This is a genomic window from Duganella sp., from assembly GCF_039595735.1.
In the GTDB taxonomy this organism is placed as follows: domain Bacteria; phylum Pseudomonadota; class Gammaproteobacteria; order Burkholderiales; family Burkholderiaceae_D; genus Rugamonas.
The window spans coordinates 88,547-108,734 of record NZ_JBCNLB010000006.1; the positions used below are offsets into that span (position 1 = coordinate 88,547).

Consider the following 20,188-nt stretch of genomic DNA (forward strand, 5'->3'; position numbering starts at 1 on the left):
ATTATCTCCTCCGGCCGTTAAGCTTTTTCCACTTTCACCAGGAACGACTTCGATTCCGGTGTCTGTGAATTGCCGTCGCCCACGACAGGCGTCAGCGTGTTAACCAGGTAGCCCGGTTTAGTGAGCCCCTTGAAGCCAAAGTTGATCGGCAGGCCGACGTGGTGCATCGGTTTGCCATCGATGGTCAACTGCTTGATACGCTTGGTCACCACCGCTTTCGCGATGATGTAGCCGCGTCCCGACGTCACCTTCACGCGGTCGCCGTGCACCACGCCGACTTCCTTGGCCAGCGCTTCGCCAATTTCGACGAACTGCTCCGGCTGAATAATGGAATTCAGGCGCGCATGCTTGGTCCAGAAGTGGAAGTGCTCCGTCAGGCGGTAACTGGTGGCCGCATGCGGGAACTGGTCCTTCTTGCCCAACTTCTTGCGGTCGTTCGGGAACATGCGACCGGCCGGGTTGTTGAAGGCCTTCGGATTGTTCGGATGCAGCGGGTTATGCCCGATCGGCGATTCGAACGGCTCGTAGTGCTCGGGGAACGGCCCCTCCGCCATCGAGTCGCGCGAGAAGAAGCGTGCCACGCCTTCGGCCAGCATAATGAACGGACCCATGCCGTTTTCAGGCGGCTCATCCACTTTGAAGTCCGGTACGTCGTAGCCGCCCCACGCCGTGCCATTCCACGACACCAGCTTGCGGGTTGGATCCCACGGCTTGCCTTTCGGGTCGCAGGACGCGCGGTTGTACAGCACACGGCGGTTGGCCGGCCATGCCCACGCCCAGTTCAGCGTCTGACCGATGCCCGATGGGTCGCTGTTGTCGCGGCGTGCCATCTGGTTGCCGGCAGCGGTCCACGAACCGGCAAAGATCCAGCAACCGCAAGCCGTGCTGCCATCATCACGCAGTTGCGCGAAGCCGGCCAGCTGCTCGTTCTTCTTCAGGATGACTTTGGTCGGGTCCTTCGGATCGGTCAGCTCTTTGAGTGCCTTGCCGTTGTACTCCATCGCCAGTTCTTCCGGACTAGGGAAGGCCGGATTGGCGTAGTTCCAGGTCAGGTTCAGGATAGGATCGGGGAATTTCCCGCCCTCGGTCTGGTAAGCCTTCTTCATGCGCAGGAACAGGCCGGCCATGATTTCCAGATCGCTGCGCGACTGGCCCGGACCTTCGGCGCCTTGCCAGTGCCACTGCAGCACGCGCGAGGAGCTGACCAGCGAGCCGCGTTCTTCCGCGAAGCAGGTGGTCGGCAGGCTGAATACCTCGGTCTGGATTTGCGTCGGATCGACTTTGTGGAAGTCGCCGTGCGGTTTCCAGAACTCGGAGGTCTCGGTCTGCAACGGGTCCATGATCACCAGCCATTTCAGCTTGGACAAAGCATCGGTGGTCTTCTGCTTGTCCGGCGCCGAAGCCAGGATGTTGAAGCCCTGGCAGATATAGCCGGTCATTTTCCCCTGGATCATCAGCTCGAACGCCTGCATCATGTCGTATGGCTTGTCGAGTTTCGGCAGGTAGTTGAAGGCCCAGTTGTTTTCTTCGGTCGCGGCGTCTCCCCACCAGGACTTCATGAAGGAGACCAGGAATTTCTTGGCGTTGCTGTAGTAGCTCAACTGGTTGGGGCGCAGCGGTTTCAAGGCGCGCTTGGCCACATACGCATCCCATTCCTGCTCGGCCTCGCCCGGAAGCGAAAGGTAACCCGGCAGCATATTGGTCAGCAGGCCAAGGTCGGTCAGGCCCTGGATGTTGGAGTGGCCGCGCAGCGCGTTCATGCCGCCGCCGGCGACGCCCATATTCCCGAGCAGCAGCTGCACCATGGCGCCGGTGCGCAGGGTTTCCGCGCCGGTCGAGTGCTGGGTCCAGCCCAGTGCATACAGGATGGTCGCGGCGCGTCCCGGCACCGCGGTCGATGCCAGCAGTTCCGCCACATGATGGAATTTTTCCGGCGGCACGCCGCAGGCTTTCTCCACCATCTCGGGCGTGTAGCGCGAGTAGTGCTTCTTCATCAGCTGGTACACGCAACGCGGATGTTCAAGCGTCGGATCGATCTTGGCAAAGCCGTCTTCACCGAGTTCGTAGTTCCAGCTGCTCTTGTCCGTGTACTTGTTCTTCTCGTCGTCCCAGCCCGAATACAGGCCGTCGTTAAAGGCGAAATCCTCGCGGACGATGAAAGGCATGTCCGTGTAATTACGGACGTACTCGTGCTGGATTTTGTCGTTGGTGAGCAGGTAGTTGATGATACCGCCCAGGAAAACGATGTCCGCACCGGTACGGGTAGGGACGTAATAGTCCGCCACCGAAGCGGTTCGGGTATAGCGCGGATCGACCACAATCAGCTTGGCGCCGCGATGCGCCTTGGCTTCCGTGACCCATTTAAACCCGCAAGGGTGTGCTTCAGCTGCGTTGCCGCCCATGACCAGGATGACATCCGCATTCTTGATATCCACCCAGTGATTCGTCATCGCACCACGTCCAAATGTCGAGGCAAGACCTGCCACCGTCGGACCGTGTCATACGCGTGCTTGATTGTCGAATGGGAGCATGCCGGTGGCACGCATCGTTTTATGGGTTAAATAGCCTACTTCATTGGTACTGGCCGATGCGCACAGCATGCCAGTGGTGGTCCAGCGGTTGACGGTTTTGCCGTCTTCGGTTTTTTCGACGAAGTTGGCGTCACGGTCCGCCTTCATCAATTTGGCGATGCGGTTGAGCGCTTCATCCCACGACATCGGCGTCCATTCGGTGGCGCCGGGCGCGCGGTACTGCGGCGCGAGCAGGCGGTTCGGCGAGTGGATGAAGTCGATCAGGCTGGCGCCTTTCGGACACAGGGTGCCGCGATTGACCGGGTGGTCGGCATCGCCTTCGATGTGGATGATGCTGGCCGAGGCGTTCTTGGCGCCGTCGCCCAGGCCGTACATCAAAAGGCCGCATCCGACGGAGCAGTAGGGGCAGGTGTTGCGGGTTTCGGTGCTGCGCGCCAGCTTGTACTGCCGGACTTCGGCCAGGGCCGTCGCCGGCGCAAAGCCGAGGAGCGCGATGCTCGAACCCGCGATGGTCGCGCCAGTCACCCGAAGGAACTGGCGTCGTGACATCTGGTTCATGGTGTCCTCTCTTGTTGTCTGGTGACCTGCCGAGTTTAGCACCTGCAACTAGCGATTCGCGAGAGTAGATTTGTATTAATTGTTGCTAATCGGCCAGAAACGCCTTTTGGTATAGAGCATTTGATAATGTTGGTTTTATTTATAACAACGTTTCAACTGCTGGTAGTCGTAGAAGTGGCTGGCGGGAGCGATTCTGGCGTGGCTGCAGGCCGGCTTGAAGTCGGTTTCGCGCTCGTTGTACAGCATCCGTACCAGTACACGTCCGGCACTGTTACGGTACAGTTCCCACTGTATATTGGCCGCCATCGGCGCGCTGTACGCGCCGCGCCATGGACTGTTCTGGTAACTGTAAGTTGCGCTGCGCGGCAGCTGTTCGGACAGGCCCGGTATGCTCAGTGCGCTGGCCATGGGGATGACGATTTCGGCGTGGGCGAAGCGCAGTTTGGCGGCGTGCGACAGGTCGCCACGCTCGACGGCGTCGGCCTCGTTGAAGAAATCGTCGACCAGCACAGCGGCCATGCGCCAGGTGATATCGCCGTTTTCCACGATGCCGGGACCTTTTTCGTAAAAGGCCATGGCGTCTTCGGCTTCGGCGTAGACGCTGGCTTCGCCCGGCGGGATGTACTTGGTGAAGTCGGCCTTGAGTTCGTGCCGCATGTCGGCGGCGGCGGCATACAGCGCGTACAGCGACAGCGCGGTATCGGTGGCGCGGCTGGCGTCCAGTGCAGCCATGAATTGCGGCGTGAACAGGCGGGCCAGCGTGGTCTGCGCGGCAGCCTGCAATTGCGGCTGCGCGCGGATGGCGGCTGCACGCGCTTGCAGCTCGCCGCTATCCGCCCAGCGCTGGTAGGCCAGACCTGCCGGGGTATTTTGCTTGTGGAAGTAGAGCGTGTCGCGATCGATGCCGGTATCGAACAAGGTCGCCAGGCCGGGCTGCTGCCGCACCAGCGCGTCGCGGAAGAATTCCGCGCTGTCGACCGCGCGGTCCTTGCCGGAGCTGACCAGCACAATGCGGCGCGAGCTGGCCTCGGCGTCGCGGAACAGGTCTGGCAGACGCGCGAACAGGCGCCGTGCCAGTTGGGTGTGCTCCTCCATGCCTTGTTGCGTCTCGTTGCCATAGCCGATAGCTTCGTTGGCACGCATCATTTGCTCGATGTCCGGCCCGAACTGGCGGCCGAGCGGCGTCAGTCCACCGGTGTCAGCGGCCTGCTGCCACAGGGCGTGCAGTGCTTGCGCGCCTTTCGGGCTGGTGAGGCCGCGCGAACCATGGCGCGCCAGCAGCTGGGTGTAGACTGCTTTGTAGCCGGGCGGCGCCGCTTCGTAGCTGGCGCTGTCCTGCTGCGGCGCGTACGGGGCCTTGGTGGACAGCAGCAGGGACAGTGCGAGATCGAGCATCAGAAGTCCACGCGAACGTTCAAGCTGGCGGTGCGCGGCGCACCGATGTTCAGGTAGTTCTCCTGATAGTAAGTCCAGTATTTGCGGTTGGCGAGGTTGGAGATATTCGCGCGCACGCTGATCATCTTGCCGAAGTAGCGGTGACGATAGTTGAAGCCTGCGTCAAACAGCGTGTAGGCCGGCAGCGTATTGACGTTGGCCGCATCCATCGGCAGCTCGCCCAGATACTGACTGCCGACGTGCAGCGCCAGACCTGGCAGTACTTCGCGCCAGGTCGCTTGAACCGATGCCTGGCGGCGCGGCGCACCGACCGCGCGCTTGCCGCTGTAGCCTGGCGCGGCTTCCTCCAGCGTCGCGTCCAGCAGCATAATGCCGCCTTCGATCGAGACGTTCCTGGCCGCCTGTACCACGGTGTTGAATTCCATGCCCTGATATTTGGTCTGGCCGTCCAGCACATACACGTTGGCGGCGTTGGTGTACTGCGCGCCGCGCTCGATGCGGAACAGCGAGGCTGTGGCGTTCCACCAGCTGCGCTCCGTCTTCACGCCGACTTCCGATTGCTTGCTCTTGATCGGTGCGAAGGTCTGGTTGGCGTTGACGGTGGACGTTGGTGCGTTGGCTGCCTGTTCCAGCGCTTCCACATAACTGGCGTACAGCGTGGTATCTGCGGCGGGCTTGTACATCAGCGCCACGGTCGGTGTAGTCTTGTTGGCAGTATAGCGCGCGGTGAGTGCACCCTTGGTCGAGTAAGCGTTATCTACGAACTGCGTGTAACGCAAACCGCCAACCACCGACCAGTTGTCGCCCAGCTTCAGCGTGTCGCTGGCGAAGATCGCATCCTGGCGCGTGGTCTCGTCACGGTAGGTGCCGCCGCTGTAGTTGATGCCCCAGACATTGATGATGGTCGGCGCGTACAGGTTGCCGGTGCCCAGATAGGTCTTTGGCGTCACCACCGAGGACGTCGATGCCAGATTCTGCGACATCACACCCAGCACCACCTCATTGCTATCGAAACTGCCGTTGACGGTGGCTTGCACCTGGTCGAAATGGTAGCCATGCAGTTCCGAAGTCACGCGGTCCTTGTAATTGCCGGCGTTGCTGGTGATGTAGTACTGGTCCTTCTTGTAAACGCGGGTCGAATCGGAGGTGCGATAGGAAGCATTCGCCACCCACTGCGGCGCGATGCGATATTCGATGCCGGTGGTGGCCAGCGTGTATTCCACATCGCTGCCGGCGCCGACGCTATTCAACCTGCTCTCGCCATCGATCGGCGCTGGAATCCTGTACGCCGGCGCGATGACAATATCCGTACCGCCGACGCTGCGGCGGCGCTGGTAGATCGCATCGTAAGTCAGCGCCAGATCGCTGGTAATGCGCCATTCCAGATTCAGCCCGGCGGCATTGCGCTTGATCGAACCGCTTTCCTGTTTCAGGTCGCCGTCTTCATGCAGCAGGTTCAAACGGTAGCCAAAGCCGCCTTCCTCGCCCAGCCGGCCGCCGGTATCGATATGCTCCTTGATCGCGCCGCCTTCCTGATAACCCATCGCCGCACTGAAACTCTGGCTGGTGGTCGGACGCTTGCTGACGTAGTTGACGATGCCGCCCGGCGAACCGAAACCGTACATATAGCCGGTCAGGCCTTTCAGGGCTTCCACGCTTTCAAACATCTCCAGCGGCATCTCGGTGCCGCGGTTGATATTGGCCAGGCCATTGACCTTGTAGCCATTCAAATCATCCAGGCGCAGGCCGCGCATCTGGATGGTGGCCGGGTGGGTGGAGATCGGCGGCGAAATGGCGGTGACCGAAGCATCGTACTTCAGCACTTCGGAAACGCTGGTGGCCAGGCGGTCTTCGATTTCCTCGCTGGAGACGGCCTTGGTGGAGAAGGGCGTATCCAGTTCCGACTTGCGTCCCAGAGCGCCGCTGCTGACGCTATCGCCAAGCTTTTTCTTTTCGACGGTGGCCTTCACCTCCACCGTGGACAGCGCGCCGCCGGCATCTTCCGCCATCGCGGAGAAATGGAGGGCGCACAGGCCGGCGGCGGCAAGCGCCAGTTGCAGACGGGATGGGGCGAAAGGAGTTTTCGAAGACATGAGAACCTGACGATGGTGAGCTGGTAAAGCCCGCCATCGTATTGGTCCTGTGTTACAGCCCTGTGACGAACAACATTACAAGTTCGTAAGGTTCTGAATATCCGCCAGCGACGGCGGCGAAGCGCCCGCGCCCAGGCAGGCTGCCGCGCCGGCCGCCACCGAGAATTGCAGGTGCTGCAAGGGCGTGGCGCCGGCACGATGCATCATGCTCCACGCCAGTGCAGCGATGCTGGCGTCGCCCGCGCCTACCGTGTCTACCACCGTGATCTTCGGCGCTGGCAGCGACCACGATTGATCTCCAATGTGCAGCGAGGCGCCGGCGCCGCCCTTGGTGTACAGATAGGTTGCCGCCGGATTCCAGCTGCGCAGCGTGGCAAACGCCCCCTCGATATCCTTGGTGCGGAACAGGCCTTCGAGATCCTCTTCCGACACCTTGACCACGTCCGCCAGCTCGGTCATGCGGCGCAGCGTGGCGTCGTAGCGCGCGTCCATCAGCACGCGGTAATTAGGATCGTAGCTGATGCGGATGCCGTCTTGCTTCAGCTGTTCGGCCAGCGCCACCAGCTTACCGGCCAGCGGCTGGCGCGCAAGGCTGATGCCGCCGAAATGCACCCACTTGCAGTGCGCGCGCCAGCCGTCCGGCAGCAGGTTCGCATCGAACTGCAAATCGGCGCTGTCGTCACCGACGAAGAAATAGGCTGGCGGATCAGTGCGATGCACGATCGCCAGCAAAGGAGAGTTCGTGTATCGCTGCAGGAAGCGCAGGTCCAGTCGCGCTGCCTCGCTGGCCTGCCACAGCGCGTCGCCAAAGACATCGCTGCTGATGGCGCCCGCAAATGCGGTGGGCACATCCAGCTTGGCCATGGTGCGCGCCACGTTCCAGGTCGAGCCGCCCACCACGCTGTGCCAGTGCTGCTGCGCGCTGTCCTGCACGATCAGATCAGTGAGCGCTTCGCCCGCTGCCACAAACAGGGGAAAGTTCATCTCAATCCTTTTTCAGCACATTCAGCACTTCATAGCAGGCGCCCATGGTGTGGTAGTCCACTTTGCCGGCCGGGCTTTTCTCGTCAGTCAGCTTGCTGTTGTCGGCGCCGAGGATGCGATACCACGCGCCGTGTTGATGATCGACGAAATGCTCCCAGCTATACGCCCAGATCTTGTCGTACCAGGTCCAGTAGCGTGCTTCGCCAGTGCGGTTGGCCAGCAGGGCGGCGGTGGCCAGGCTCTCGGCCTGCACCCAGAAGTATTTGAGATCGTCGCAAATGCTGCTGTCGGGCGCAAAGCCGTAATAGATGCCGCCGTGCTCGTGGTCCCAGGCCTTGCTCAACGCCGCGTCGAACAGTTCCACCGCGCGTGGCAGCAGCCAGTTCGGATTGTTGGCGAGATGCGCGCCATGACGCTCCAGCAGCAACAGCAGCTTGGCCCATTCGGTCAGGTGGCCCGGCTGATAGCCCCATGGACGGAAGATGTTGCTCTTGTCATGACGGTTGTATTCCGTATCGACGGTCCAGTCGGCGTGATAGTGTTCCCATACCATGTTGTCGGCCAGCGCGGCCTGGCGTACCGCGATGTTATGCGCCAGCGTTTCTGCACGCAGCAGGTAGGCGCGGTCGTTGGTGGCCTCAAATGCGGCGATCAGCGCTTCGCAGGCGTGCATATTCGCGTTCTGCCCGCGATAGCCGTCGAGATGCGACCAGTCTGCGCTGGCTTCGTCGGCGTACAGACCATACCTGGCGTCCCAGAAGCGCTTTTCCATCAGATCGAACGTCTCCGCAATCCAGGGCGCGGCCTGGGTTTCGCCGGCCATCAGCGCGTGGCTGTAAGCCAGCAGCACGAAGGCCAGGCCGTAGCAGTGATTGGTGCCATCGGTGACGCGGCCTTCGCCGTTCTTCCATTCCAGCTGCCACGCATAACCGCCGGTTGCCGGGTTGCGGTGCGCATCGCGCAGGAAGGTCAGCGCGTGGCGCAGGCGCTGCCGATCCTCGCTGTCGCCAAACTGACGCCACGCCATCGCATAGTTAAAGACGAAACGGGTGCTGCTGACCAGATGGCGCGTGTGCGCGTCATAGACCGTGCCGTCGTCCTTGTAGAAGTGATACAGGCCGCCGCTGGGATCAGTGCAGCGGACATCGTAAAAATGCTTGGTGTGGCGGATGTGGTTCAGCAGGGTGGTGCGGGATCGGAAATCAGGGGCCATCTTCAGGTCCGTTTGAAAGTTACCAGGTTCTTGGGGCGCCAGCCGTCAAGCACAGTGCTGGCGCGGATAATTAACTCCACCGGCGAGGTTTTCTCGACCGGTACTTCATGCGGGCCGTTGAGCAGTAATTCCACGCCCAACGCACCCAAAGCTTTTTTATCGATGCGCAGCGTGGTCAGGGGACGGTGCCCCAGCACGGCGGTCGAAATATCGTCGAAGCCGACGATGGCAATATCGTGCGGGACTTTCAGCCCGCGCGCCAGGCAGCAGCGCATGGCGACCAGCGCGGCGCTGTCGTTGTAGCAGAACACCGCGTCCGGCGGATGCGGCAGGTCCAGCAACTGCTCCATCGCTTCCCAGGCGCCGGTCTCCAGATCGACGCCGTCCGGCAGGCCGGCTTCCAGTCGTGGATCGGCCAGAATGCCTTCCTCGAACAGTGCCTGGCGATAGCCGCGTGCGCGCTCGCGGATCGAGTAGTGTCCCAGCGGGCCGGAGATGAAGCCGACGCGTGTGCGGCCGGTATCGATCAGGTGCTTGGTCGCCAGGTAGCCGCCCATCATATTGTCCGGGTTGACCGAACTGTAACCGCGCAGCTTCATATCGATCAGCACCAGCTGCTTGCCGGTCGAGCGCAGGGCGCTCAGCGTTTCCGGCTCAAAGAATCCGGCGCACACAATGCCGTCCGGCGCGTGCATGCGTATCTGGTCGATCAGGCCATCGGCCGGACCTACCGCCATGAAGGACAAGACGATGCCTTGCTTGCGGCAGGCTTCTTCCGCACCGTGCAGCACCGGCGAATAAAATGGGCTGCTGGACGCCGTATTGTGTTGGCGGTGCAGCAGGAAGGTCAGGCGCCGCAAGCGCTTCGGCCGCAGCTTGCAAAAGTCGTAGCCCAGCTCCCGCGCCGTTTCCAGTACCATCTGGCGCGTGGCTTCGGTCAGGCCGGGTTCATTCTTCAAAGCGCGTGAAATCGTCCCCGCCGATACGCCAGCGACTCGGGCGATATCCCTGATCGTTACGTTCGTGCCCATTTTTGTTATGTCTCCCTCGTATGAATGAAGTCTTGCATTAGCGTCTATTGACGGTCAACCGCGACATCGACTTGACCTTTGAGTTTAGCGCAATTTACTAAACACGATGCTTTTAGTGCGGCCTGCGGCTACGCGGGCCGCGTATCTACAATATCTGCGTGTTTAGTGAAAATGGCTAAACTGCGACCAAAAATCGCATGTTGTTTGACCGTGCGGCGGCAACTATGCAGAATCTTTTCATTAATACAAAAACCATCCATACGAGGAGACATCTATGGAACACGTTGCATCCGCAACTGTGCGCTCGCACGGCCATACGGAAGGTGGTAACACCGTCCCGCTGGTGATCATCACGCTGCTGTTCTTCATGTGGGGGCTTCTGACATCGCTAAACGATGTGCTGATTCCGCATCTGAAATCGATTTACACGCTGAACTACGTGCAGGCCATGCTGGTGCAGTTCTGCTTCTTTGGCGCCTACTTCATTGTCTCGCTGCCGGCCGGGATGCTAATCAAGAAAATCGGCTACCAGCGCGGCGCGGTCAGTGGCCTGGTGCTGGCGGCTGCCGGTTGTGCGTTGTTCTTCCCGGCGTCGGTCAGCGGCTACGCCTTATTCCTGCTGGCGTTCTTCGTGCTGGCCAGCGGCATCACCATCCTGCAGGTGGCTGCCAATCCTTTCGTGACGGTGCTCGGTGCCCCGGCCACCGCCTCCAGCCGCCTGACGCTGACCCAGGCCTTCAACTCATTGGGCACCACCATCGCGCCCGCGCTGGGCGGCATGCTGATTCTGTCGGAGGGCGTGACCAGCGTGGTGCGCACCAAGGCGGAAGAAGCGGCAGCGGTGCAGGGACCATATCTGGCGCTGGCAGCTGCGCTGCTGGCACTGGCCATGCTGTTTGCGCTGGTGCGTCTGCCGAAGATCAGCCACGCGGACGACGATGTGGCCACCAGCGTGGAAACCGGCGTGCTGGCGCATCGCCATCTGCTGCTGGGCGCCATCGGCATCTTCCTGTATGTGGGCGGTGAAGTCAGTATTGGCAGCTTCCTGATTAACTTCCTGGGTGACGCCAACGTCGCCAGCCTGCCGGCCGGTGCGGCCGCGCACTACGTCAGCTACTACTGGGGCGGCGCCATGATCGGACGCTTCATCGGCTTTGCGGTGATGCGTTACGTCAGCCCGGGCAAGGCGCTGGCCTTCAACTCGGCCGCTTCCATCATCCTGATCCTGACCGCGATCTTCGGCAGCGGCCAGTTGGCAATGTGGTCGATCATTGCGGTGGGACTGTTCAACTCCATCATGTTCCCGACCATCTTCAGCATGGCGCTGCACAAGCTGGGCAAGCAAACCGGCCAGGGCTCGGGCATCCTGTGCATGGCCATCGTCGGCGGCGCGCTGGTACCGTTCGCACAAGGCCTGCTGGCGGACACCATCGGCCTGCAATGGTCGTTCTTTGTGCCTGCCGCCTGCTACACGTTTATTCTCTACTTCGGCCTCAAATACGCCGGCATGTATAACAACAAGGAGACTGTATGAAGTTGAAACTGGCGATCGCGTTCGCCCTGGCCGCGATGTCGGCGCAGGCGGCGGAACCATGGATGGACAAGTCGCTGAGCGCTGACAAACGCGCGGAGCTGGCTTTGCAGGCGATGACGCAGCAGGAAAAGCTGCGCTGGGTGCTGGGCCACTTTGGTTCGGACTTCGGCAACAAGACCAAGAAGCATCCGGCCGCGCTGCCTTTCTCGGCCGGCTATATCGAGGGCGTGCCGCGTCTCGGCCTGCCGGCGCTGTTTGAGACCGATGCCGGTCTGGGCGTGGCGACGCAGGCCAGCAAGACGCCGCGCGAGCGCACTTCGCTGCCGTCCGGCCTGGCCACCACCGCCACCTGGAACCGCGAGCTGGCCTATCAGGGCGGCGCCATGATAGGCAGGGAAGCGCGTGCTTCCGGCTTCAACGTCATGCTGGCCGGCGGCGTCAACCTGCTGCGCGAGCCGCGCAACGGCCGCAACTTCGAATACGCGGGTGAAGATCCGCTGCTGGCGGGCACCATGGTGGCACAGCAGGTCAAAGGCATCCAGTCGAATAACATCATCGCCACCATGAAGCACTACGCGGTGAACGATCAGGAAACCGGCCGTTTCGTGGTCGATGCGCGGCTGGATGATGCCAGCAACCGCATGTCGGACCTGCTGGCCTTCCAGTTCCTGATGGAGCAGGCCGATCCCGGTTCGGTCATGTGCTCGTACAACCGCCTGAACGGCGTCTACGCCTGCGAGAACGACTATCTGCTCAACCAGGTGCTGAAAAAAGACTGGGGCTACAAAGGCTACGTCATGACCGACTGGGGCGCGACCCACAGCACGGTGGAAGCGGCGAACGCAGGACTGGATCAGCAGTCTGGCTGGGAGTTCGACAAGTCACAATACTTTGGCGGTGCACTGGAAGAGGCGGTGACCAACGGTCACGTCTCGCAGGCGCGCTTCGACAATATGGTGTTCCGCGTGCTGCGTGCCATGTTCGACAAGGGCGTGGTGGATAATCCTGTCGCGGAAGGCGGCGCAATCGATTACGCCGCACACAACCTGGTGAGCCGTGCCGACGCGGAAGAGGGCATGGTCTTGCTGAAGAACGCCGGCAACGTGCTGCCGCTGAAAGCGGGCGCCAAAAAAATCGTCATCATCGGCGCGCATGCGGATGTCGGCGTATTGGCTGGCGGCGGGTCGTCGCTGGTGTATCCGATTGGCGGAAACGCCGTGCCGGGCATTGCACCGACCTCGTGGCCGGGGCCTGTGGTGTATCACCCGTCCTCGCCGATGAAAGCGATTCAGGCACGCGCGCCAGGCGCGCAAGTGATCTTCAACGATGGCCGCGATCCTGCCGCCGCCGCACAAGCTGCCGCCGATGCGGATGTGGTGCTGGTGTTTGCCCAGCAGTGGGTGGGCGAAGCGCTGGACGCGGTGTCGCTGGCGCTGCCGGACAATCAGGATGCACTGATCGGCGCCGTGGCCAGGGCCAATCCGAAAACCGTGGTGGTGCTGGAGACTTCCGGCCCGGTGCTGATGCCATGGGTGGATCAGGCGGCAGGTATCCTGCAGGCCTGGTATCCGGGCACCGCCGGCGGCGAGGCGATTGCGCGCGTGCTGTTTGGTGAAGTGAATCCGTCGGGCCACTTGCCAGCGACGTTCCCGGCATCGGAAAGCCAGCTTCCGCGTCCAAAACTGGATGGCGATCCGAAAAATGAAGCGGTACGTTTCACCGTCAATTATCATGAAGGTGCCGCGGTGGGCTACAAGTGGTTTGACCTCAAGGGCCTGAAGCCACTGTTCCCGTTTGGTCATGGCTTGTCGTACACCCAGTTTGCGTATTCCGGCCTGGCGGCCAATCAGAAGGATGGCAAGCTGTCGGTCAGCTTCAAGGTCACCAACACCGGCGCGGTGAAAGGCAAGGACGTGCCGCAGGTGTATGTGTCGCCGCTCAATGCCAAGTGGGAAGCGCCCAAGCGCCTGGCCGGTTGGGATAAAGTGGAGCTGGCGCCAGGCGAAAGCAAGGAAGTCAGCGTGACGGTTGATCCGCGTCTGCTGGGCGTATTCGACAGCCGCAGCAAAACCTGGCGCATCGCCAAGGGTGGTTACAAGGTGCTGCTGGCGCAGGACGCGGCAGACGCCAAGGCAAGCAGCATCACCGTGCGGCTGCCGCAGCGCACGCTGAACGTAGCAGGTAAATAAACCAAGGAGCGAGACTTGAAACAACTGTACAAATTCTGCGCGGCGGCCATGATGATCGGCGCATGCGGCATCGTTGAAGCGGCACCGGCCGTCAAGGGCGACTTCGTCACGGTCAAGAACACGCACTTCGACCGCAAGGGCAAAGCCTATTACATCGTTGGCGCCAACTTCTGGTACGGCGGCTACCTCGGCGCGGCCAGCGGCGTGGGTGAACGCGCCCGCCTGCTGAAAGAGCTGGATAACATGAAGGCCATCGGCATCAACAACCTGCGCGTGCTGGCGGTGTCCGAGAAGACCGAAATGAAGAGCGCCGTCAGCCCGGCCACCACCAACGCACCGGGCCAGTACGATGAGAACCTGCTGGCCGGCCTGGACTTCCTGATGGCGGAAGTGGCGAAGCGCGACATGACGGTCGTGCTTTACCTGAACAACTTCTGGCAGTGGTCGGGCGGCATGACGCAATACCTGAACTGGTTTGAGGGCACGCCGGCGCTGGATCCGAACGTGACCAAGGACTATGACACCTACATGCAGAAGACCGCAGGCTTCTACCGCAACGCCGCCGCCCAGGCGGAGTACCGCAAGGTCATCGCCAGGATCGTCAAGCGCGTGAACACCATCACCGGCAAGCCTTATAGCGAAGATACGCACATCCTGTCCTGGCAGCTGGCGAATGAGCCGCGTCCAGGCAATGGCAAGGCCACGCCGGAGGAGAAGGCGGTCTACGTCAAGTGGGTGGACGAGGTGGCGGGCTACATCCATAGCCTGGACAAGAACCACCTGGTCAGCAGCGGCAGCGAGGGCCTGGCCGGTTCGGCGCAGGATGCCCAGTTGTACCTCGATGCGCACCGCACCAGGAATATCGACTACCTGACCTATCACCTGTGGCCGAAGAACTGGGGCTGGTTCGATTCCAACAACCCGAGCGGCACCTGGGATAACGCCATCAGCAAGAGCCGCGATTACCTGAATTCGCACATCGAACTGGCCAAGAAGCTGGGCAAGCCGATCGTGCTGGAGGAGTTCGGCCTGGACCGCGACGGCCCGTCGTTCAGCATCAAGGCCACGACCAAGATCCGCGACCGCTTCTATCGTGAAGTATTTGAGATTGTCTCCACCCGCGCAGCCAAGGGCGACCCGATCGCCGGCTTCAACTTCTGGGCATGGGGTGGCGCTGGCCGTGCGGCCAATGCGGACTACTGGTGGAAACCGGGTAACGATTTCGTTGGCGATCCTCCACAAGAGGAGCAGGGCCTGTATTCGGTCTTTGATTCGGACGTGACCTCACTGCTGCTGATCAAAGAGTACGCCGATCGTCTGCAGGCGATCAAGCGATGAAGCGCGCGCTGATCCTGCTGGCGCTGGCCGCCAGCGCAGGCGCCCACGCCCAGAAGTTCGAAGGCCTTGCAGCCACGCCGCAAATGGGCTGGAACAGCTGGAACTCCTTCGCCTGCGACATCAACGAAAAACTGATCCGCGACACGGCGGACGCCATGGTCAAGCTTGGCCTCAAGGATGCCGGCTACGAGTACGTCAACATCGACGACTGCTGGCACGGAAAACGTGACAAGGATGGCGTGATCCATCCCGATGCGGAGCGTTTCCCTTCCGGCATGAAGGCGCTGGCTGATTATGTGCACAGCAAGGGTCTCAAGCTGGGCATCTATTCCGACGTTGGCGCCACCACTTGCGGCGGCCGTCCGGGCAGCCGTGGGCATGAGTACCAGGACGCCATCACCTACGCCGCATGGGGCGTGGACTACATCAAATATGACTGGTGTGACAGCAAGGGCTTGAGCGCGGTTGGCGCCTACACCACCATGCGCGACGCGATCCGCAGCGCGGGCCGGCCGATGTTGTTCAGCATGTGCGAGTGGGGCGACAACAAGCCGTGGGAGTGGGCGGCGGATATTGGCCATTCGTGGCGTACCACCGGTGATATCTATCCGTGCTGGGATTGCGAGCTTAGTCACAGTAACTTCTCGCGCTACGGCGTAATGCGGATTCTCGACAAGCAGGCCGGCTTGCGCAAGTACGCGGGGCCAGGGCACTGGAATGACATGGATATGCTGGAAGTCGGCATGGGCATGACAGAGGATGAGGATCGCGCGCATTTTGCGTTGTGGGCCATGCTGGCGTCGCCGCTGATTCTGGGGAATGACTTGCGCAGCATGCCGGATTCCACGCGCCGCATACTGACCAACAAGGATGTGATCGCGGTCAGCCAGGACAAGCTGGGTATCCCGGCCTGGAAATTCCTGGATGACGGCAAGGTGGAGTACTGGGCCAGGCCGATGGCCGACGGCGAGTGGGCGATGCTGGTGCTGAATCGCGGCGAACAGCCGGTGGCGCTGAGCTATGACTGGAAAGCCCATCTGGTCAGCGATGACGTCAGCAAGCGCGAGGTCGACTTCAAAAAGGCTGTCTACAACTGGCGCGAGGTCTGGGGCGGCAAGTCTGGCGATACATCGCACAAGCTTGAAGCCAAGCTTGCACCGCACAGTGTGCTGTTGTTGCGCCTGAAGGCGCGAGGCTAAACATGAATCGCAAGTTGATGGTGTTGATGGCGCTGGCCTCTGCGGCTGCGCAGGCGGGCAACCAGTGGGGGCCTTTTAATGCGGAGTTTCCGTCTGCCAGCGATGGTTTGCTGAAGAAGGTTTCGCAGGGGGAGATCTTTGGTGCGGCCTCGGTGCAGCCGTTCAGCTTGAGCGGCTGGTTCAAGCCGAGCGAGCCCGCGGCGGGCCGCACGCTGATCGCCGGCGTCACTGGAGCCCAGACAGGGACAGGGTGGTTTTTGTGCAGCGTGGACGGCAAGTTTGGCTTCTGTGGCTATGGCCTTGAAGTCGTCTCGTCGCTGACACTTGCGCCAAACGTCTGGACTCATCTCGCCGCCAGTTACAACGGCAGGCAGATGACGCTCTACGCCAACGGCGCCATCATCGCCCAGCGCGACGTCGCGCTACCCGCCGCGCCAGCGGCTGGCGGGGCGGGTGCGCAAATTTCGCTCGGCCCGCGCAGCAAGGCCTTGACCGGTTATGCTGGCCGTATTGCCGGCTTCGTCGTCACTGGCGCGGCACTGGATGCGGGTGATATTCGCACCGCATCGGCCGCGCCGCCCAAGGATGCGTTAATTAACTTCGAAACCGGCAGCCCATCGTGGCCGATCCAGGTGCGTCAGATGTATGGTCAGCTGGCGCCCCAAGATCCGTGGACGCTGCCGAAATCGGGTTCGCCGCTGCAAGCGCCGGTCGCCAAGCCAGCCTACGCAGGTCCCGCGCTGGCGCAGAACGCGTTTAATCTCTGGACGCTCAAATCCTGGAAGCTGCAAGCCGCACCAGAAGTCCGCGCCAAGCCGGAGCAAATTTCCTCGGCCGGTTTCAATGCAGACGGCTGGTACACCACAACCACGCCTGGTACTGTCCTTACCACACTCGTCGACCGCGGCGTCTACCCTGACCCGGACTATGGCCTGAACAACCTCGCCATTCCCGAGCAACTGAACAAACAGGACTACTGGTATCGCAGCCCGTTCGAACTGCCGGCCGGCTTCAAGGCCGGACAACATCTGTTCGTCACCTTCAAAGGCGTCAACTACGAAGCCGAGGTGTGGATCAATGGCCGTAAACTGGGCGGCATGAAGGGCGCGTTCGTGCGTGGCACCTTTGATATCAGCCCGTACTTGAAGGTCAAAGGCCAGAACGTCATCGCCGTCAAAGTCTCGCCACCGCCACATCCCGGCATCCCGCAGGAAGAATCGATGACCGCAGGTGTCGGAGAAAACGGCGGCACGCTCGCGCAAGATGGTCCGACCTTCATCGCCTCCGAGGGCTGGGACTGGATTCCATCGGTCCGCGACCGCAACACCGGCTTGTGGCAGGACGTCGTGCTGCACGCCACGTACGACCTGAAATTGGGCGACGCCCACATCATCACCGCGCTGCCGAAAGCCGATAACAGCGAGGCGGAAATCAGCATTGAAGTCCCGGTCACCAACCTGTCGCGCAACGCGCAGCGCACCACCGTGCGCGCCACCATCACGCGCCGCGACGGCAGCATGAAGCCGGTCCAGATCAGCAAGGAGGTCACGCTGGCGCCAGGCCAGCAAACCGTCCGTTTCGACAAGCTGACGTTGAAGAATCCAAAACTGTGGTGGCCTAACGGCTACGGCGCCCCCGATCTGCACGAGCTGAAACTGGAAGCGGTGCAGGGCAAGCAGCTGTCCGACGCCAGCAGCACCCGTTTTGGCGTGCGCGCTGTCACCTACGAGCTGTCACTGGTTGACCAGAGCGGCCATCTGCGCCGCGTGGAGGCGGACTTTACGAAAGGCCGCGAACTCGGTGTGCGCATCACCGATGGCCGTCATCAGGCGATCAAGAAACTGGCCGACAATAACTGGGCAACCAGCCTGCGTCCGGAAGCCGACGGCACCGCCGCTATCAAGACCTTGCCCGACACCACGCTCAGTCCTTTCCTGGTCATCAAAGTGAATGGCGTGCGCATCGCTGCGCGCGGCGGCAACTGGGGCACGGAAGACTGGCGCAAGCGCGTCGAGCGCGAGCGCCTGGAGCCATACTTCCGTCTGCATCGCGACGCCAACGTCAACATTATCCGCAACTGGGTGGGGCAGAATACGGAAGAGGCGTTCTTTGATCTGGCCGACGAGTATGGCCTGATGGTGCTGAACGACTTCTGGGCCTCGACGCAGGACTACAACCTGGAGCCGCAGGACGTCAACCTGTTCATGGAGAATGCGCGCGACGTAGTGCAGCGCTACCGCAATCACCCGTCGGTGGTGCTGTGGTTCGGCCGTAATGAAGGTGTGCCGCAGCCAGTGCTGAACGAACAGCTGGAAGCGCTGATCTACAAGCTCGATGGCACGCGCTGGTACACCGGCAGTTCCAACCGCGTGAACTTGCAGAACAGCGGCCCGTATAACTACCAGCCGGCCGCCAGCTATTTCACCGATCACGCCAAGGGCTTCTCGGTGGAGGTGGGCACGCAGTCCTTCCCGACGCTGGAATCGATCAAGGCTGCGGTGCCGGTCAGCGATCAATGGCCGCTGGGAGATACGGTGGCTTATCACGACTGGCATCCGGACGGTAATGGCGGCGTGAAAACCTTCAATCAGGCGATGGAAACCGAATACGGCGCACCTGCTTCGCTGGCGGACTTCGAGCGCAAGGCTCAGTTGATGAACTACGAGAGCCATCGCGCCATCTTTGAAGGCATGAACGCCGGCCTGTGGACGCAAAACTCGGGTCGCATGCTGTGGATGACGCAGCCGGCCTGGCCGAGTACCATGTGGCAGATTCTCAGTCATGACTACGACACGCATGCGGCGTTCTACGGCGTGAAGAGCGCCGCCGAACCGATTCACGTGCAAATGAATCTGCCGGACCATCGGGTGGTGGTGGTCAACAATCCGCAGGCTGCCTTGAACGGCGCGACGCTGACCTGGGTGGCGTGGACGGTGGAGGGCGAGCTGGTAGGCGGGACCAATCTGCCGGTGTCGGCGCCTGCTGGCGGCGTCTCGGCGCCGCTCGATATCGGCCTTGATGCGCTGCTGGCGAAGCATAAGCTGCTGATCGTGCGTTTGAGTTTGCGCGATGCGGGCAACCAAGTGGTTTCGCAGAATATCTATTGGCCGGGTGCGACACCACAGGATCGGCAGGCACTGAACCAGCTGCCGCCAGTGCCGGTGAGCGTAGCCGCGCGTTGGGGCAAGGCGGAGAAGGAGGGCGAGCGTCAGCTGGAGGTCACGCTGCAGAACCGCAACAGCGCGCCGGCGTTGGGCAGCAAGCTGACGTTGTTGAAGGCGGATGGCACGCGCGTGCTGCCAGTCTACTATTCCGACAACTATGTCACGCTGCCGCCGGGCGAGAGCCGCGCAGTGAAGGCGGTCTTCAAGGCGGACGGCGATGTGAAGCTGGAGCTGCGCGGCTGGAATGTGACGCCGCAGTCGCTGGCGGTGGATGGCAAGTCCGGCCTGGCCGGCGACGGCCGGATGTGCAGCCTGACGCCGGAGCCACGCAAGATCGACTATCACTGGATGTCGCGCGAAAAGTGGCAGCGGATGTTTAAAGAAGATGTAGAAGTGGCGGATGCCGGCAATGTGGATCTGCTGTTCGTTGGCGATTCGATTACCGAGGGATGGAATCAGGAGGTCTGGAACAAATCCTTTGGCGGCTGGCGTGCGGCGAACTTTGGCATCGGTGGCGATCATACCGGTAATGTGCTGTGGCGTCTCCAGAACGGCCACGCTGAAAAGCTGCATCCAAAATTGGTGGTGCTGACCATCGGCGTGAACAACCTTGGCTTCTGCGGTGCGACGCCAGCGGAGGCGTTTGAGGGCGTGAAGGCGGTGGTGGCGCAGTTGCGCAAGCTGTATCCGTCATCGCGGATTTTGCTGAATGCGGTGCTGCCGTATGGTCAGTATCCGACCAGCCCACAGCGCTTGCAGGTGATGGAAATGAACCGCATGATCGCGACGCTGGGCGATGGCAAGCAAGTGCTGTATCACGACTACGGCAAGTCTTTCCTGCAGCCGAATGGTGATTTGCCCGCCGACGTGATGCCTGACTTCCTGCATCCTAACGCCAAGGGTTACCAGATCTGGTCCGACGCCATGCTGCCGGATATACGCAAACTGATGGAGTAAGC

Annotated in this window: 11 protein-coding genes; 5 read left to right on the plus strand and 6 right to left on the minus strand. The window is 61.6% G+C overall.

Going from position 1 to position 20,188, the window contains the following annotated elements:
• Positions 1-17 precede the first annotated feature (17 nt).
• The 6 genes from fdnG to ABDW57_RS13500 all read right to left on the minus strand — a co-directional run bounded on the left by fdnG (position 18) and on the right by ABDW57_RS13500 (position 9,805).
• On the minus strand, positions 18-3,089 hold the full coding sequence (fdnG, locus tag ABDW57_RS13475; protein ID WP_343730701.1) for a formate dehydrogenase-N subunit alpha: 3,072 nt from the start codon (positions 3,087-3,089) through the stop codon (positions 18-20).
• 135 nt (positions 3,090-3,224) lie between these two features.
• Positions 3,225-4,484 carry a histidine phosphatase family protein gene (locus tag ABDW57_RS13480; protein ID WP_343730702.1) on the minus strand — a complete coding sequence of 420 codons (1,260 nt, stop codon included), beginning with the start codon at positions 4,482-4,484 and terminating at the stop codon, positions 3,225-3,227.
• Positions 4,484-6,577, minus strand: a complete 2,094-nt coding sequence (locus tag ABDW57_RS13485; RefSeq protein ID WP_343730703.1) for a TonB-dependent siderophore receptor — start codon at positions 6,575-6,577, stop codon at positions 4,484-4,486. The genes ABDW57_RS13480 and ABDW57_RS13485 overlap by 1 nt, the downstream gene beginning before the upstream one ends.
• 75 nt (positions 6,578-6,652) lie before the next feature.
• A complete protein-coding gene (locus ABDW57_RS13490) occupies positions 6,653-7,561 on the minus strand; it encodes a carbohydrate kinase (RefSeq protein ID WP_343730704.1) in 909 nt (302 codons plus the stop codon).
• Position 7,562: 1 nt separating this feature from the next.
• Positions 7,563-8,774, minus strand: a complete 1,212-nt coding sequence (locus ABDW57_RS13495) for an AGE family epimerase/isomerase (RefSeq protein ID WP_343730705.1) — start codon at positions 8,772-8,774, stop codon at positions 7,563-7,565.
• Positions 8,775-8,776: 2 nt separating this feature from the next.
• The gene (locus tag ABDW57_RS13500) at positions 8,777-9,805 is read right to left on the minus strand and encodes a LacI family DNA-binding transcriptional regulator (RefSeq protein WP_343730706.1); all 1,029 of its coding nucleotides are present in this window, start codon (positions 9,803-9,805) and stop codon (positions 8,777-8,779) included.
• A 274-nt stretch (positions 9,806-10,079) separates the two neighbouring features.
• Between ABDW57_RS13500 and ABDW57_RS13505 the strand changes: the two genes are divergently transcribed.
• The 5 genes from ABDW57_RS13505 to ABDW57_RS13525 are packed head-to-tail and all read left to right on the plus strand — an operon-like array spanning position 10,080 to position 20,186.
• Positions 10,080-11,339, plus strand: coding sequence for a sugar MFS transporter (locus ABDW57_RS13505; protein ID WP_343730707.1), 1,260 nt, complete (start codon positions 10,080-10,082; stop codon positions 11,337-11,339).
• Entirely contained in the window at positions 11,336-13,528 is a 2,193-nt protein-coding gene (locus ABDW57_RS13510) for a glycoside hydrolase family 3 C-terminal domain-containing protein (RefSeq protein WP_343730708.1), read from the plus strand. The genes ABDW57_RS13505 and ABDW57_RS13510 overlap by 4 nt, the downstream gene beginning before the upstream one ends.
• Positions 13,529-13,543: 15 nt before the next feature.
• Positions 13,544-14,866 carry a cellulase family glycosylhydrolase gene (locus ABDW57_RS13515; protein ID WP_343730709.1) on the plus strand — a complete coding sequence of 441 codons (1,323 nt, stop codon included), beginning with the start codon at positions 13,544-13,546 and terminating at the stop codon, positions 14,864-14,866.
• Positions 14,863-16,065: a glycoside hydrolase family 27 protein gene (locus ABDW57_RS13520; RefSeq protein WP_343730710.1), complete on the plus strand. Its 1,203-nt coding sequence runs from the start codon at positions 14,863-14,865 to the stop codon at positions 16,063-16,065. The genes ABDW57_RS13515 and ABDW57_RS13520 overlap by 4 nt, the downstream gene beginning before the upstream one ends.
• A 2-nt stretch (positions 16,066-16,067) precedes the next feature.
• Positions 16,068-20,186 carry a GDSL-type esterase/lipase family protein gene (locus ABDW57_RS13525; RefSeq protein ID WP_343730711.1) on the plus strand — a complete coding sequence of 1,373 codons (4,119 nt, stop codon included), beginning with the start codon at positions 16,068-16,070 and terminating at the stop codon, positions 20,184-20,186.
• The last annotated feature ends 2 nt before the right edge of the window (positions 20,187-20,188 follow it).

Coding starts and splice junctions, on each gene's coding strand:
- ABDW57_RS13480 (WP_343730702.1), bottom strand. CDS start 4,484: ATGCTCGATCTCGCACTGTCCCTGCTGCTGTCCACCAAGGCCCCGTAC.
- ABDW57_RS13485 (WP_343730703.1), bottom strand. CDS start 6,577: ATGTCTTCGAAAACTCCTTTCGCCCCATCCCGTCTGCAACTGGCGCTT.
- ABDW57_RS13490 (WP_343730704.1), bottom strand. CDS start 7,561: ATGAACTTTCCCCTGTTTGTGGCAGCGGGCGAAGCGCTCACTGATCTG.
- ABDW57_RS13495 (WP_343730705.1), bottom strand. CDS start 8,774: ATGGCCCCTGATTTCCGATCCCGCACCACCCTGCTGAACCACATCCGC.
- ABDW57_RS13500 (WP_343730706.1), bottom strand. CDS start 9,805: ATGGGCACGAACGTAACGATCAGGGATATCGCCCGAGTCGCTGGCGTA.
- ABDW57_RS13505 (WP_343730707.1), top strand. CDS start 10,080: ATGGAACACGTTGCATCCGCAACTGTGCGCTCGCACGGCCATACGGAA.
- ABDW57_RS13510 (WP_343730708.1), top strand. CDS start 11,336: ATGAAGTTGAAACTGGCGATCGCGTTCGCCCTGGCCGCGATGTCGGCG.
- ABDW57_RS13520 (WP_343730710.1), top strand. CDS start 14,863: ATGAAGCGCGCGCTGATCCTGCTGGCGCTGGCCGCCAGCGCAGGCGCC.
- ABDW57_RS13525 (WP_343730711.1), top strand. CDS start 16,068: ATGAATCGCAAGTTGATGGTGTTGATGGCGCTGGCCTCTGCGGCTGCG.